The 13,248-nt window shown below is 64.6% G+C and carries 15 protein-coding genes and 1 pseudogene; 8 read left to right on the forward strand and 8 right to left on the reverse strand.

The genetic code is table 11. The features are described from left to right. Positions 1–91: pseudogene (locus J1C49_RS17080) on the forward strand (IS5/IS1182 family transposase); the annotation flags it as partial. A gap of 71 nt (positions 92–162) precedes the next feature. Here J1C49_RS17080 and thyX read toward each other — a convergent pair. Next, complete coding sequence (gene thyX / locus J1C49_RS17085) at positions 163–1,068, reverse strand: FAD-dependent thymidylate synthase (RefSeq protein WP_227447053.1); 906 nt, start codon at positions 1,066–1,068, stop codon at positions 163–165. Positions 1,069–1,271: 203 nt separating this feature from the next. Between thyX and J1C49_RS17090 the strand changes: the two genes are divergently transcribed. From J1C49_RS17090 to J1C49_RS17110, 5 genes are all read left to right on the forward strand, one after another. Then, complete coding sequence (locus tag J1C49_RS17090; RefSeq protein WP_227447054.1) at positions 1,272–2,384, forward strand: hypothetical protein; 1,113 nt, start codon at positions 1,272–1,274, stop codon at positions 2,382–2,384. A 5-nt stretch (positions 2,385–2,389) separates the two neighbouring features. Continuing rightward, positions 2,390–3,853: a M48 family metallopeptidase gene (locus tag J1C49_RS17095; RefSeq protein ID WP_227447055.1), complete on the forward strand. Its 1,464-nt coding sequence runs from the start codon at positions 2,390–2,392 to the stop codon at positions 3,851–3,853. A 154-nt stretch (positions 3,854–4,007) separates the two neighbouring features. Then, entirely contained in the window at positions 4,008–4,442 is a 435-nt protein-coding gene (locus tag J1C49_RS17100; RefSeq protein ID WP_227447056.1) for a VOC family protein, read from the forward strand. Then, positions 4,442–5,188, forward strand: coding sequence for a DUF1194 domain-containing protein (locus tag J1C49_RS17105; RefSeq protein ID WP_227447057.1), 747 nt, complete (start codon positions 4,442–4,444; stop codon positions 5,186–5,188). Before J1C49_RS17100 ends, J1C49_RS17105 begins: the two co-directional genes overlap by 1 nt. Further along, the gene (locus tag J1C49_RS17110) at positions 5,175–6,014 is read left to right on the forward strand and encodes a DUF1194 domain-containing protein (protein WP_227447058.1); all 840 of its coding nucleotides are present in this window, start codon (positions 5,175–5,177) and stop codon (positions 6,012–6,014) included. Before J1C49_RS17105 ends, J1C49_RS17110 begins: the two co-directional genes overlap by 14 nt. A gap of 160 nt (positions 6,015–6,174) precedes the next feature. On the opposite strand, the gene J1C49_RS17115 is transcribed toward J1C49_RS17110, so the two are convergent. The 3 genes from J1C49_RS17115 to J1C49_RS17125 all read right to left on the reverse strand — a co-directional run bounded on the left by J1C49_RS17115 (position 6,175) and on the right by J1C49_RS17125 (position 8,076). Then, positions 6,175–6,672 (reverse strand): MarR family winged helix-turn-helix transcriptional regulator, encoded by a 498-nt coding sequence (locus tag J1C49_RS17115; RefSeq protein WP_227447059.1) that lies wholly within the window; start codon positions 6,670–6,672, stop codon positions 6,175–6,177. A gap of 701 nt (positions 6,673–7,373) precedes the next feature. Continuing rightward, on the reverse strand, positions 7,374–7,676 hold the full coding sequence (locus J1C49_RS17120; protein ID WP_227447060.1) for a succinate dehydrogenase assembly factor 2: 303 nt from the start codon (positions 7,674–7,676) through the stop codon (positions 7,374–7,376). A gap of 10 nt (positions 7,677–7,686) precedes the next feature. Further along, a complete protein-coding gene (locus J1C49_RS17125) occupies positions 7,687–8,076 on the reverse strand; it encodes a helix-turn-helix transcriptional regulator (RefSeq protein WP_227447061.1) in 390 nt (129 codons plus the stop codon). 87 nt (positions 8,077–8,163) lie between these two features. On the opposite strand from J1C49_RS17125, the gene J1C49_RS17130 reads away from it, so the two are divergent. Continuing rightward, entirely contained in the window at positions 8,164–9,366 is a 1,203-nt protein-coding gene (locus J1C49_RS17130; RefSeq protein WP_227447062.1) for a pyridoxal phosphate-dependent aminotransferase, read from the forward strand. 194 nt (positions 9,367–9,560) lie between these two features. Here J1C49_RS17130 and J1C49_RS17135 read toward each other — a convergent pair whose 3' ends face one another. Continuing rightward, positions 9,561–9,836, reverse strand: coding sequence for a hypothetical protein (locus J1C49_RS17135; protein ID WP_227447063.1), 276 nt, complete (start codon positions 9,834–9,836; stop codon positions 9,561–9,563). A 301-nt stretch (positions 9,837–10,137) separates the two neighbouring features. Further along, on the reverse strand, positions 10,138–10,605 hold the full coding sequence (locus J1C49_RS17140; RefSeq protein ID WP_227447064.1) for a YHS domain-containing (seleno)protein: 468 nt from the start codon (positions 10,603–10,605) through the stop codon (positions 10,138–10,140). Between the two features lie 372 nt (positions 10,606–10,977). Here J1C49_RS17140 and J1C49_RS17145 point away from each other — a divergent pair, with 372 nt between their 5' ends. Further along, positions 10,978–11,769, forward strand: a complete 792-nt coding sequence (locus J1C49_RS17145) for an inositol monophosphatase family protein (protein ID WP_227447065.1) — start codon at positions 10,978–10,980, stop codon at positions 11,767–11,769. Between the two features lie 182 nt (positions 11,770–11,951). Here the strand turns inward: J1C49_RS17145 and J1C49_RS17150 are convergent, their stop codons facing one another. Both J1C49_RS17150 and J1C49_RS17155 read right to left on the reverse strand, forming a co-directional pair. Further along, entirely contained in the window at positions 11,952–12,329 is a 378-nt protein-coding gene (locus J1C49_RS17150; protein WP_227447066.1) for a GFA family protein, read from the reverse strand. Positions 12,330–12,441: 112 nt separating this feature from the next. Further along, a complete protein-coding gene (locus J1C49_RS17155) occupies positions 12,442–13,185 on the reverse strand; it encodes a rhomboid family intramembrane serine protease (RefSeq protein WP_227447067.1) in 744 nt (247 codons plus the stop codon). Positions 13,186–13,248: the final 63 nt, after the last annotated feature.

Here is a 13,248-nt window from a genome sequence, read left to right on the forward strand (position 1 = left end):
CGCAACCCGCTACGACAAGACCGCTGAAAGTTTCCTCGGCTTCATAGACATCACGTCCATCCGCCTCTGGCTGCGTCTTTTGTCAACATGACCTAGAGCTATAGTTGTCCGTCGGATGGATTTGAGCTCAGAGTCGTCAAATATCAGCGAAAGCAATTCAAATTACCCCAAAATCCCCATGAACTCCCGCCATTCCCCCTTCGACATCCCCGACGTCTCCTGCGTGACTTCTTCGCCCTTGAGCATGCGTCGCAAGCAGTCCAGAGCGGTGCCGGACAAAGTCGCGCCGCCCATGCGGTAATCCTCAAAGGCGCGGTAGGCAAAAGGCACCCAGTCGGCCACGAGTTTGCAGATCTCTTCGGCATAGACGCGGATTTCGTATTGGGCGTGGGCATCGGCGCGCAGGCGCAGGAAATGCAGAAGGTTGTGCAGGTCGACCTTCCAATACCATTGGGTGTAGACATTGGCGGGCAGGTTCATGCGGGCCAATTCGCGGGCGAGGCCCTGTTGGCCGTCATCGGAAATCATCTCTTCGTAATGGTCATAGCAGCGCATGGCGTCGTCGCGCAGGTAGCGCAACACGCGGTCGGCCTCTTCGCCGGAAAGCGCCTCGCCCCGGCCCTGGTTGTTGGTCACCGATTGCGCATTCAACGCGTCGCGCTCGGGGATGTAGAATTCGCGGTCGAGGATCGAATAGCGCGCGGAATATTCATTCACGTTGGCGGTGCGGTGGCGGATCCACTGGCGGGCGACAAAGACCGGCAGTTTGACGTGCAGCTTGATTTCGCACATCTCGAAGGGCGTCGAGTGCCAGTGGCGCATGAGGTAGCGGATGAGGCCTTCGTCATTGGAGACGGACTTGGTGCCCTTGCCGTAAGAGACGCGCGCGGCCTGACAAATGGCGGCATCGTCGCCCATGTAATCGATGACGCGGACGAAGCCGTGATCGAGCACCGGGTGGGCGGTGTAGAGATGGGCTTCCATGCCGGGCGCGGTGGCGCGCAGGGTCTGAACGGGCGTCGCGCGGGTGGCGTCGATTTCGGCCTGCTGTTCGGGCGAGAGGGGCATGGCGCGAATCCTTTTCCTACCAGATGAGTCGCGGGCTACTTTATCTTGTGGTCCGGGCCGATCAAACACCCAAGTGGTGGTGGCGATATTTTGGCGACAGGGGGGTGGAAAAGTGGCGGTCGCGGGGTTGCCGCGATTGACTTTTCCACAGGGTCTGGGGATTTTCGTTCCAAACAAAACGTAAAAAACGTTGAGGCAGCAGTATGACTTTCCGATATGTAGGCGCTCTTTGCGCCCTGCTCGTGCTTGCGGGCTGCGACACCGGGGGCAATCCTCTGGAGGATCCCGAGGACGAGGCGACCGAGGGCGGCGGGGACGGCGCGGGCGGTGGCGAGACGCCGACCGATGAGGGCGCGCCCATTGACACGGATCGGGTGCTGCCGCCGGGCACGGCCAGCCCAGAACCGCGTGTCAGCATCTTCCGGCGTGAACAGCAGGACCTGGACGACCAGACATCCGACACGTATGGCAACGGCTTCGCCCAGAACTTCGCCTATGACAGCGCGACGGATACGTTTTTCGTTGACGGGCTGGCCTTTGACGGCAGCCAGCCGGAGGGCACGCGGTTCGCACGCGGCGTTCCGGGGACGCTGGCGACAAATTTCGCGCTCTACGAAGGGCCGGCGGTTGAGCCCGACTTCTTCTCGGGTGTGCCGATTGGCCAGTTCCGCCACCGCGCGCTTTACGGCATCAGCGACAGCGGCAACACCGAATTCGCGATTGTCCGCACGGGCAGCTATATCGAATACGGCTTCGGCGGCTTCATCTACCAGCGCAACAACGGTGTCGAATTGCCCGAAGGCGGGCAGGCGTCCTATAGCGGCGACTATGCCGGGATCCGGGACTTCCTTGGCCAGGGCGGGTTGGAATATGTCGAAGGCGACATGGAGCTCGATATCGACTACGGCGCGTTTGACGGCAATTGCACAGCCGATGCGGCCTGCGGCAACGCGGTGCGCGGCGTGGTGCTCAACCGGACGGTCTATGACGTGGACGGCAACGACGTGACGGCGACGATCGTCGACGCGCTCGACGAGGCCAACGAAGACGTGACGGTCACCGAATTGCCGGTGCTGCGGTTCCGCATCGGGCCGGGTGTCATGGACATCAACGGCGAGGCGACCGGTGAGGTGTTCTCTGTCGTGGCTGGCGACAACTACGAGGAAGGCACCTATTACATGGTCATGTCGGGTGACCACAACACGGCCGAGGGCGAGATCGTCGGCGTGGTCGTGGTCGAAGCCGACGATGTGCGCGCCGAGGACGGGATCACCGTGCGTGAGACCGGCGGTTTCATCGTGAACCGGAACGAGTAGAGCCGATGCGTGTGGGGGCACGCCGGGTCGGGCTTTGGGCGGGCGGCATCATGCTGGCCGCTCTCGGATTTGGCCTTGCAGCAGACGGCACCATGGCCGCGCCCGATACGGGCGCGGTTTCCCGCGTTGAGGGCGGCGCTTCGGACGGTGCCGGGGTCAGGCCGGAAGGCAGCGCCATGTCGCCGTCGCAGATGCGCATGCTGGCCATGCAGGCGCTGGACGCCGGGCGCCCCGACGTGGCGGGCGCCATCGCCAACGCATTGTTGCAACGCGACCCGGAGGACAGCCTCGCGCTTGCCATCGCCGCCAAGGCCAATCGGGCGGTCGGCAACCTGCAGGGCGCACGGGAGTCGGCGCGGCAGGCGTGGCGCGTGGCCGAAACAGACGAAGAGCGCTATGAGGCGGCGATGGCGCGGGCGCAGGCGCTGGCCTCCGGCAACAACCGCACGGCGGCGATGCTGTGGCTGCGTCGGGCGGCACAGAACGCGCCGACCAAGGGCCACGAGGCGGTGGCGCGGGACGATTTCCGCTATGTCCGGGCGCGCAACCCGCTTGGGGTGTCGCTGCATTTCTCGCTGGCCCCGGTCTCCAATCTCAACAACGGATCGCGTCGCGAGCAGGGAACCTTCCAGCTGCCGGCTTTTGGCGTTGTCGAGGCCGATCTCGACGGCACCGCGCAGGCGCTTTCGGGGATCGAGTTGTCGGCGGGTGTGACGCTGCGCTACCGGCTTGGGCGGACCGAAAAGGGCCACCAGACCGACCTGGTCTTTGGCGCCTCCACCCGGCAATACCAGCTGTCCGACGATGCCAAGGACAAGGCGCCCGACGCCAAGGGCAGCGACTATGCTTTCAGCCTCGTTCAGGTGGGGCTGTCCCATCGCGGGCGCTGGGACGCGAAGCGGCCTTTCCGGTTGTCGGCGATGGTCGGTCAGACGCGCTATGGCGGCGAGGATTACACGCGGTTCTATGATTTTGGCGGCAAGCAGAGCTTTGCCTTCGAGAACGGCGTTCTGAGCTTTGGCGCGGGGTTGCGCCGGTCGGAGGCGCTCAGTGTGCGGACGACGGATTCGGATCGCTGGCGGGCGGATCTGAGCTGGACGCAGCCGGTCTGGGACAATCATCGGCTGACGCTGGCGCTTGAGGCAGAGCGCGGCGTGTCTGACTCCTCGTCGCTCGATTACGAAGGGGCTGCGGCGGCGGCGCGGCTGGCGCTGGGACAGCCGGTGATGGGGATGGGGCTCGAATTCGGCGTGAGCTATGGCGAGCGGTGGTACGATCAGGGGCCGGTGGCCGGGCTTGGACGGCTTGACGCGCGGACCACGCTTGACGCCACCGCGGTGATCGATCCGCTGGAGCAGTTTGGCTTTGTGCCCACGGTGTCGGTCACGGCGCGACGGGTGGAGAGCGATTTCGGGCAATACGATTCCGACGAGTTCGGTGTACGGATCGGGCTGCGCTCCGCCTTCTGAGACCGCCCGCGCCCCCGGAGATGGCCGGACGGAAAGCGCGCCGCATCGACGCCGGTTCCGGGGTGGGCGATGCGTTTGGGGAAAAGCCGCTTCCACTTTCCGCTCTGCGCTCTAGTGTTATGCCAAACACGCAACAACAAGGGGGCGCGGCGCCATGGGCATTCGCTATCTGCATACGATGGTTCGGGTGAAGGACCTGGAGGCATCCATCGCATTTTACGAACTTCTGGGTCTCAAGGAGCGGCGGCGCTCTGAGAATGAAAAAGGGCGGTTCACGCTGGTTTTCATGTGCCCCCCGGAGCAGGCCGATGGCCATGCAGATGTCGAGCTGACCTATAACTGGGATGGCGATGACGGGTTGCCGTCCGACAGCCGGCATTTTGGTCACCTGGCCTATACGGTTCCCAATATTTATGAGGCATGTCAGACGCTTATGGATGCGGGGGTGACCATCAACCGCCCGCCGCGCGACGGGCACATGGCCTTTGTGCGCTCGCCTGACAACGTGTCGGTCGAGCTCTTGCAGCAGGGCGATGCGTTGCCGCCGCAGGAGCCGTGGGCAAGCATGGAAAACACCGGACATTGGTGATGCGTGCCGCGCATCTGCCACGGGCCTTGGGGCTGGCGATCGTTTGCGCGGCCGCATTCTGCGTGTCGGCGCTGGCGCCGCAGGGGGCCGCCGCGCAGCCGATGTGCCGGCTGGCTCTGGCGCTGGCGCTGGATGTTTCGTCTTCGGTGGACGGGCGGGAATACGCGTTGCAGCGCGATGGGCTGGCCGCGGCGCTCCTGGATCCGGAGGTGAAGGGCGCGATCCTGTCTCAGGGCGGACCCGTGGCGCTGGCAGTCTATGAATGGTCCGGGCGGCGGCAATCGGTTGTGATCCAGGATTGGGTTTTGTTGCAGGACGAGGCGGCGATCGAGCAAGCGTCGGCCCGGATCGCGGCGGCGGAGCGGTCCTACACCCGCTTCCCCACGGCGCTCGGCTATGCGCTGGGGTTTGGTGCGGGGCTGTTGCGCGAGGCCCCGGCCTGTGAGCGGCAGGTGATCGACGTGTCGGGCGACGGCATCACCAATGACGGGTTCTGGCCGCAGCTGGCTTACAAGCATTTTCCGTTTGACGGGGTGACCGTGAACGGGCTGGCGGTTCTTGGTGCGGATCCGATGGTCATGGATCATTATCTTTACGAGTTGCGGCATGGGCCGGGGGCCTTCGTGGAAACCGCCGATGGTTACGAGGGGTTTCGCAACGCCATGGCGCGCAAGCTGTTTCGCGAGATCCGGGACCGGGTGGTTGGCCAGGGTGCCCCGGTGATGCCGGTTGATGCGCCTGGCTGACCGGGGCACGGCGTCTGAAGCGCCGCGCGGCGTTGCGATGGCGGTTGCGCGCTGGGGCCGGGGCGCGCTTCGGGGCGCGGGTCTTTGCGCGCTTCTGGCGGTGAACGCAGGGGCGGCTGGCGCGTCCTGCCGTCTGGCCTTGGCGCTTGGGCTCGACGTGTCGGGATCGGTCGATGCGCGCGAATACCGGTTGCAAGTGGATGGGTTGGCCGCGGCGCTCGGCGATCCGCGGGTCGTGGAGGCCTTTCTCGCCTTGCCGGATCATAGGGTGCAGCTTGCGGTGTTCGAGTGGAGTGGCCCGGCGGATCAGCGGGTCATTCTCGGATGGAGAGAGATTGCGGAGCCTGCGGATCTGCGCCGGATTGCGGGGGCGCTGCGTCTGGTGCGGCGTTCGGTGGTCGAGGACAGCACCGCGCTGGGCGCGGCCAAGCTTTTTGGCGCGGCGCTTTTGCGGCAACGGGATGGCTGTGCGCGGCTGGTGCTGGATTTGTCCGGGGACGGTGTGTCCAATGTGGGCCCGCATCCGGCATCGGTGCGACCGGAGCGGGTCACGATCAATGGCCTCGTGATCGGCGTGCCAGAGCGGCGGGATCAGCGGAGCCCGGGGCTGGGGGAGCTTTCCGCCTATTACAATGCCCATGTCATCGAAGGACCCGGCGCGTTCGTGGAAACGGCGCTTGGCTTCGAGGCTTTTGCCACGGCGATGACGCGCAAGCTGCTCCGCGAGGTAGAGGCTGTTGTGTTCGGGCAGGGAGGGGACGTCCGGCACGGAGGTTTTGAAGATCCGCGTGAGGCCCGTTTTTCCGGGGCCGTGTCCGATGAATGAGAGGGACGGGGTTGACTGAAATGAAGAAACAAATCTTGGCAGCGAATAAATGACTGCCTTGGGTGGCCGTCCTTCTGGACGGAGGCACGCGCCCGGTCAATCAGGGGCGTGGAGCGATGCTTGATCGGTCTGGCATCTTTGATGGGGATCCGTGCCGCTATCAGTAGATGTAGCGGATCTGGTCTGTCCAATATCGTTCCACCCGGCGGAGCGAGGAGGTGATATCCTCAAGCCGCGTCATGTCCAGAACCTGCTTGTTTTGCAGCCCGTCCGCATGGCGCGAGAACAGCTCTTCCACGATGTTGCGGATTTCGCGGCCCCGCTGGGTCAGACGCACGCGCACGGAGCGGCGGTCAATCTCGCAGCGCTGGTGGTGCATATACCCCATTTCGACAAGTTTCTTGAGGTTGTAGCTGACATTACTGCCCTGATAATAGCCGCGGGATTTCAACTCCCCCGCGGTAACCTCGTTTTCTCCGATGTTAAAGAGCAGGAGGGCCTGCACCGCGTTGAGATCGATGATCCCGACGCGCTCAAACTCGTCCTTGATAACATCGAGCAGCAACCGGTGCAGTCGTTCCACCAGTGCCAATGCGTCCAGATAGCCCGTCATGAAGGCTTGTTCGGGGCCTTTACCTACCGCCGAGTGAATGCTCATATCCGTCTCCGCCTGTTTGCTTTCGGCTGAACTTTGAGCAAAATTCCGAATATTGCGTTAAATCGCCTGATGGTTTCGGAAAAACCGTTTTGGATTTGACTCAACGCAGGCGGTTCAGAGGGAGAGTCGGCCCGGTTTGACGGGCGCGCCCGGCCGCAGGCGGACCGGGTCGTCGTGAAGGGTGAAAGACGCTCTGGCGGATCGTTTGATGCGCCCCGGTTTGGCGGGGCGGGTGGTGCTGAGTGTGGACGCGCCTGCGTGGCGCCATGCGCCATTCGGGACCCGGGCAGGCCACGGACCCGAAGCGAGGTCGGCACGCCGCGCAGTCGACGCGGCGCACAAGGACCGGCGTGCCAGAGGGAAAACGAGGCCGAGAGCCGGGGAAGATCAAGGCGCGGGCCAACCGGACCGCCGACACAGGCGGCCCACCGCGAGAAGACGACCTTTGCCACATGCGCCCTTCCGCCAGAGCTGTCCCGCCACAAGACACGGGAGCGCCCCAGGACGCGCACCGGCCCAAGACGCGGACAGCCCCAACACGCGCAGAGTCTCGAGACGCAGCCCGTCCCAAGACACGGGAGCGCCATAAGGCGCGGCCCTCCCAAGACGCGGACCCGCCACGGGACGGGGCCCGTATCACGGGCGGGGACATCACCGGGCTTCAGCCGCCGCGCGCTTTGTGCCCGTCGCGCCGGCCGCGATCAGCCGCGTGTGGCGATATCCTGAATGGCCGCGACGATTGTCTGATGCGGAGCGGGGGCGGCGGCCTGGCCGCTGATCCAGCGATAAAGATCCTGATCGTTTTCCGACAGCAGGGCCTCGTAGGAGTCGAGCCGCGCGTCGTCGAGCTCGGCAAGCGCGGCATCGGTGAAGCGGATCAGGAGGATATCCATCTCCTTGGTGCCGCGCCGCATCGAGCGCATCCGAAGCCGCTTGATCCGTGTTTCCCGGTCCTCGCCCTGTGGTGCGGTTTCGCGCAGGGCGCGCTGCTCGTCGGGTGTCATGCCAAACCTCTCAGTCGCTGTCTGCCCGCTGATGTTGGCGCAGGCGTTTTTCCAGGCGAGCGGCTTTTTCCGCGCCCGCCCGAAGATGCAGCCGCAGAGCGCGAAGCTCAAGCATGATGTCGTCGATATCCGGGGATCCGGCCTCTTCCGGGGCTGTGAGGTCGTCGCCTTCGCCGGTGATGAGCCAGACCATCGACACATTCAGAATGCCCGCGGTGGTCGACAGCTTGTTGGCGCGCGGTTCGGACATGTCCTGCTCCCAGGCCTGAATCGTGCGCAGCTTGACGCCAAGCCGGCGCGCCAGATCGCTTTGGGACATGCCGGCGGCTTCGCGTGCCGCGGCGAGCCTGTCACCGAAAGTGGCCGCTTCCGGGCCATACCAGTCTATCGCATCGTCCATCGCCATACTCCTTGCAGTGCGCTCCGCGCTTGATCGGACGGAGGCCGCATCCTAAGACGGGGCAGACCCCCAACAGGCGGAGCCCCGATGTCATTCCTATCCGACACGCTTGCGCGCGTGAAACCGTCCCCCACCGTCGCAGTCACACAGCTTGCGCGAGAGCTCAAGGAACAGGGGCGTGACATAATCTCGCTTGGTGCCGGTGAGCCCGACTTTGACACACCCGAGCCGATCAAGGCTGCTGCGATTGCGGCAATCAAGGCGGGAAAAACGAAATACACCGCGCCAGACGGGATTGCGGAACTCAAGGCCGCGATCTGTGCCAAGTTCGCGCGTGACAACGCGCTCACCTACACGCCCGCCCAGATCAGCGTCAGCACGGGCGGCAAGCAGGTGCTGTACAACGCGCTGATGGCGACGCTGAACCCCGGCGACGAGGTGGTGATTCCGGCGCCTTACTGGGTCAGCTATCCGGATATGGTGCGGCTTGGTGGTGGCGAGCCGGTGATTGTCGAGGGGGAACGGCAGCTGGGCTACAAGATCACGGCCGAAGCGCTGGAGGCGGCGATCACGCCCCGGACCAAATGGGTGATCTTCAATTCGCCGTCGAACCCCACCGGTGCGGGCTATGCGCGCGACGAACTCAAGGCGATCACCGATGTGCTGATGCGGCACCCCCATGTCTGGGTCATGTCGGACGACATGTATGAACATCTCGCCTATGACGGGTTTCAATTTGTCACCCCCGCGCAGGTGGAGCCCGGTCTGTATGACCGGACGCTGACCGTGAACGGCGTGTCGAAAGCCTATGCAATGACCGGCTGGCGGATCGGCTATGCCGGCGGGCCGAAGATCCTTATCGACGCCATGCGCAAGATCCAGTCGCAATCCACCACCAACCCGTCGTCGATCAGCCAGTGGGCGGCGGTCGAGGCGCTGAACGGCGATCAGGGGTTCCTAGCAGAGCGCAACGCCGCCTTTGTCGCGCGGCGCGATCTTGTGGTGTCGCGGCTCAACGGCTGCGCCGGGGTCGAATGCGCGGTGCCGGAAGGGGCGTTCTACGTCTATCCGTCGATTGCCGATTGCATGGGCAAGACCTCTGAAGGGGGGCGCCGGATCGAGACGGATGAGGATTTCTGCACCGCGCTGCTTGAAGAGCAGGGGGTGGCGGTGGTGTTTGGCGCGGCCTTTGGGCTGTCACCAAATTTCCGCGTGAGCTATGCGGCGTCGGAGGCGGACCTGACAGCGGCCTGTGACCGGATCGAGGCGTTCTGCAAGGGCTTGCGCTGATCGTCCGGCGCAGCGCGGGCGCTTGCGCCCGGTGGCCTCGGGAGCGCGCGGCTTGATCAATCAGCGGCGCGGGCCACGCGGCGCTGAGGGCGTCTCTGACGATGGCAAAACCCCCGCGATGAGGGGCGGGCCCTCGAAATCCCAAGGGCTGGGCGCGGGGAGGGCGACGGTTTGACGGGACCGCGGGGCCTGCGTCAGCCGATGCCCAGACGGGAACGGGCATCGCGGCGCATCTCGCGCACCAGATCGTCATTGATCGCTTCCCAGGCCTTGAACCCGGCATAGCCAAGACGGTTTTGCGCCGCGCGTTCGGGCGTTCCGACGCGGGCGGGTGCTTCATCGATGAATTCGAGCTTGATGGCGTCGTAATTGGCCATGCAGCGCGTGACTTCGGCGGGCGAAAGGTTGCCATGCGCGGCGGCCTGATCGCAGAGGTAATAGAGCGAGAGCATTGCAATGAGAGAGGACATCGGGAGGCTCCTTGGCAGTTGTGTCGTGCTCCTCCCTGTGACGGGCGGGTCGGACATCAGCCTAGGACCCAATCCTTACGCGGTCTTAACGCAGCGTTCGGTCATACACGCATCATAGCACAGGTCCCTTTTGTGAAGCCTTAATCGCTGTCTTGCTATGGCGGGCCACCGCGAGGGTGCCCGGAAACGCAGCGCTGTGCCGTATTTCCGGGCGGTTTTTGGACGCGGCGCCGGAGCGTCCGGGCGACAGCGGCGCCGCCGCGTCGGACAGGCGGCGCCAACGCAGACGGGCGCAGCCCGATCAGCCGAGAATGCCCGGCCAGTTGCTGCGTGCCTTGGCGATATTGGCCTCGAGATCCTCGAGAAAGAGCGCGCGGGCGCGCAGGTTTGCATTCAGGTACAAAGCACCGTCATGGATTGTCCAGGCCTCCGGCGTGGTCGGGGCCAGATAGCCGCGCGAGGCGGCGAAGGCGCAATAGCCGCCAAATTGCGGGGCGAAGCGGGTGGGATCGGTCTTGAAACGTGCCGCGTTCTCGGCGTTGGCAAAGCGCCAGGTGGCGCCTTTCCAGTCGAGTGCCGTGCCGCGTTGACCGGGCACGGGGCCTTGCTCTGCGAAATAGGCGACGGGATCGGAGCCGTCGATTGCAATGCCGCGCTCGGCGTAGATTTCAGGTTCCGCGGCCATGGCGTGGCGCGGCAGCAGGGCGAGGGCCGGTGCGGCCAGGGCGGCACCGAGCAGGGTGCGGCGGGTCAGGGACGGGGTGATCATGGTGTGGACCTTTCGGGACAAGGCGTTTCAGGGATGGCGGGCTGCCGGGGTCGTATGCCTGAAAACATGCGCCGGGCTTGATCCGCATGCCAGCAATGCTCGCGGCTTGGTGATGCGCCGTGGGCGGTCTGGCCTGGGTCTTGATAGAGCATGACCTTGGGTAAAATATTGGTTTCATGAAATATTCAGGCGAGAGTCCTTCTGGACGGCTGGCCTGGTCGCGCGCGGCATGTAACGCTTTTCCCGTGTCTGAGAAGCCTTGTGTTTCAATGCGCGGTCCAGAGCGGCGCGCACACGCTTGCCCCTTGGCAATCGCGGCATGCGGGCGTATAGCCGCGCCTTGATCCGAAGACACCGCGGGAGCCGTATGTCATGCAAGGCAGTGCCAACCTCAATATTATGATGAAGGCCGCGCGCAAGGCGGCGCGGTCCCTTGTCAAGGATTTCCGCGAGGTCGAGAACCTGCAGGTGTCGATGAAAGGGGCGGGTGATTTTGTCAGCCGCGCCGATCACGCCGCCGAGGAGATCTTGCGCGCCATGCTCATGGAGGCGCGCCCGTCCTACGGTTGGCTTGGCGAGGAAAGCGGCGAGACACCGGGGCAGGACCCGACGCGGCGCTGGATCGTCGATCCGCTCGATGGGACGACGAATTTCCTGCATGGCTTGCCGCATTGGGCGATTTCCATTGCGCTGGAACACAAGGGCGAGATCGTCTCCGCGGTGGTGTATGACGCGGCCAAGGACGAGATGTTCTACGCAGAAAAGGGTTCTGGCGCGTGGTTGAATGACAGCAAGCGCTTGCGGGTGTCCGGTCGCGCGCGGATGATCGAGGCGGTGTTTGCCACCGGTGTGCCGTTTGCAGCCAAGCGGACCCTGCCTGCAACGCTGAAGGATCTTGCGCGGTTGATGCCGGAATGCGCCGGCGTGCGGCGGTTCGGCTCGGCAGCGCTCGACCTCGCCTATGTCGCGGCTGGGCGCTACGATGGCTACTGGGAGCGGGAGCTCAACATCTGGGACATCGCTGCAGGCACGCTGATCGTAAAGGAAGCGGGTGGGCTGTTGCAGGGCGTGCGCGAGGATCAGGACCCGCTGGAGAGCGGCTCGGTTCTTTGTGCAAACGGTCAGTTGTTCGATCCACTGGCGCGGATCATTCGCGCCGCCTGATATCGGGAGCGCAACAGGGCGAAGACTGCCCTGTCTGGGCTTTGCGACCAGCGCCATGGTGCCGCCGAGACCATCGTGGCCTTGTCCTCGACAGTGCCGGTGCCCCTGTCCTTGACCAATTCCGTGTCCGTGGCGATGCCCGGCCCAAGTGCAGGTGCGTGGTTTTGGCCACTGCGCCAGTATCAGCCGTCGCTGCGGTCGGACGGGTGGTTGATACCGTCCACCCAGGGGACGGGTTCCACATCCTGCGGCAGCACGCCCTCCAGCGCATAGAGATTGACGCCGAATTCATTCGGGTTCGAGCGGCGCTTGTGGAACATGTAGATGCCGCAACGGGCGCAGAAGTGATGCTGTGCGGTATGAGTGCCAAAACTGTAGAGCGTCAGCGCGTCGGCCCCGCGAATGACCGCGACCCCGTTCAGCGGTGCCGAAACGGCAGGGGCTCCGCGGCGGCGACAGAAAGAGCAATCGCAGCGGCGCGCGGTGTTGAACCCGTCGCTCAGAGTGACGCTGAGTTCGACCGCGCCGCAATGGCAGGTGGCCTTGATCGGGTCTGACATGACCGGTGTCCTTTCTCGGGGAAGGCGTGGGATCTCGGGGGGGAGGCGTGGGGGGCGGTGTTTGACCTGATGCTGGCCGCACCGGGTCAGCGGACGGGCATGCGGCGCGGGATCAGCGGCGCGGCACCCGGGGCACGGCGCTGCGGGCCAGCCTGTATTGCGCTTCGGGATGCGGTGGGTGCCCCTCGGTGTCGACCCAGAAGCGCGGGCCGCCGCGCCGAAGCCAGATGGGCACCGTGAGCACGAGTCCCACGAGGAAGCCGCCGGCATGGGCCCAGTAGGCGACCCCGCCCATATCCGCCGGTTGGCTGAACCCGCCAAAGAGCTGCATGGCAAACCAGACGGCCAGAACGATCCACGCAGGCAGAGGCAGGATCTTGAAGATCACGACGAGGATGATGAGGATGTCGATCCTGGCCTTGGGAAAGAGCAGCAGATACCCGCCCATCACCCCGGCGATGGCACCGGATGCGCCGATTGTCGGCACCTGGGAATAGGGCTCCGACAGGTAGTGCAGCAGCCCGGCACCGACGCCCGCGGCAAGATAGAAGACAAGGAACGGCACATGGCCCATCTCGTCTTCCATGTTGTCGCCGAAGATGAACAGGAACAGCATGTTGCCCGCGAGATGCATGAAGCCGCCATGCAGGAACATCGAGGTCACGATACCTTCGAACCCCTGACCCTCGGAGATCAGCGCGGGGATCAGCGCATAGTCGAAATAGAGCTGCGCCAGCGCCCGCTGGTCGGACTCGTATTGCAGCGTCCAGACGAAGATCGCGATATTGGCGATCATCAACGCGTAGGTGATATAGGGCGTGCGGCCGGACGGGTTGTGATCGCGGATCGGTAACATACCCGAGAGAGTGGCACGCAGGCCAAGGAGGTCAAGCGACGATCACGCCCCGCACGCCGAAAT

The sequence above is a fragment of the Cognatishimia sp. F0-27 genome (assembly GCF_020667845.1).
Lineage (GTDB): Bacteria > Pseudomonadota > Alphaproteobacteria > Rhodobacterales > Rhodobacteraceae > JAFMPQ01.

Excerpts from the sequence above, each read along its gene's own strand:
- J1C49_RS17120 (WP_227447060.1), bottom strand. The coding sequence starts at position 7,676 with ATGACACCCGACGAGCAGCGCGCCCTGCGCGAAACCGCACCACAGGGC.
- J1C49_RS17115 (WP_227447059.1), bottom strand. The coding sequence starts at position 6,672 with ATGAGCATTCACTCGGCGGTAGGTAAAGGCCCCGAACAAGCCTTCATG.
- J1C49_RS17095 (WP_227447055.1), top strand. The coding sequence starts at position 2,390 with ATGCGTGTGGGGGCACGCCGGGTCGGGCTTTGGGCGGGCGGCATCATG.
- J1C49_RS17125 (WP_227447061.1), bottom strand. The coding sequence starts at position 8,076 with ATGGACGATGCGATAGACTGGTATGGCCCGGAAGCGGCCACTTTCGGT.
- J1C49_RS17100 (WP_227447056.1), top strand. The coding sequence starts at position 4,008 with ATGGGCATTCGCTATCTGCATACGATGGTTCGGGTGAAGGACCTGGAG.
- J1C49_RS17145 (WP_227447065.1), top strand. The coding sequence starts at position 10,978 with ATGCAAGGCAGTGCCAACCTCAATATTATGATGAAGGCCGCGCGCAAG.
- J1C49_RS17135 (WP_227447063.1), bottom strand. The coding sequence starts at position 9,836 with ATGTCCTCTCTCATTGCAATGCTCTCGCTCTATTACCTCTGCGATCAG.
- J1C49_RS17105 (WP_227447057.1), top strand. The coding sequence starts at position 4,442 with ATGCGTGCCGCGCATCTGCCACGGGCCTTGGGGCTGGCGATCGTTTGC.
- J1C49_RS17130 (WP_227447062.1), top strand. The coding sequence starts at position 8,164 with ATGTCATTCCTATCCGACACGCTTGCGCGCGTGAAACCGTCCCCCACC.
- J1C49_RS17150 (WP_227447066.1), bottom strand. The coding sequence starts at position 12,329 with ATGTCAGACCCGATCAAGGCCACCTGCCATTGCGGCGCGGTCGAACTC.
- J1C49_RS17110 (WP_227447058.1), top strand. The coding sequence starts at position 5,175 with ATGCGCCTGGCTGACCGGGGCACGGCGTCTGAAGCGCCGCGCGGCGTT.
- J1C49_RS17140 (WP_227447064.1), bottom strand. The coding sequence starts at position 10,605 with ATGATCACCCCGTCCCTGACCCGCCGCACCCTGCTCGGTGCCGCCCTG.
- thyX (WP_227447053.1), bottom strand. The coding sequence starts at position 1,068 with ATGCCCCTCTCGCCCGAACAGCAGGCCGAAATCGACGCCACCCGCGCG.
- J1C49_RS17155 (WP_227447067.1), bottom strand. The coding sequence starts at position 13,185 with ATGTTACCGATCCGCGATCACAACCCGTCCGGCCGCACGCCCTATATC.
- J1C49_RS17090 (WP_227447054.1), top strand. The coding sequence starts at position 1,272 with ATGACTTTCCGATATGTAGGCGCTCTTTGCGCCCTGCTCGTGCTTGCG.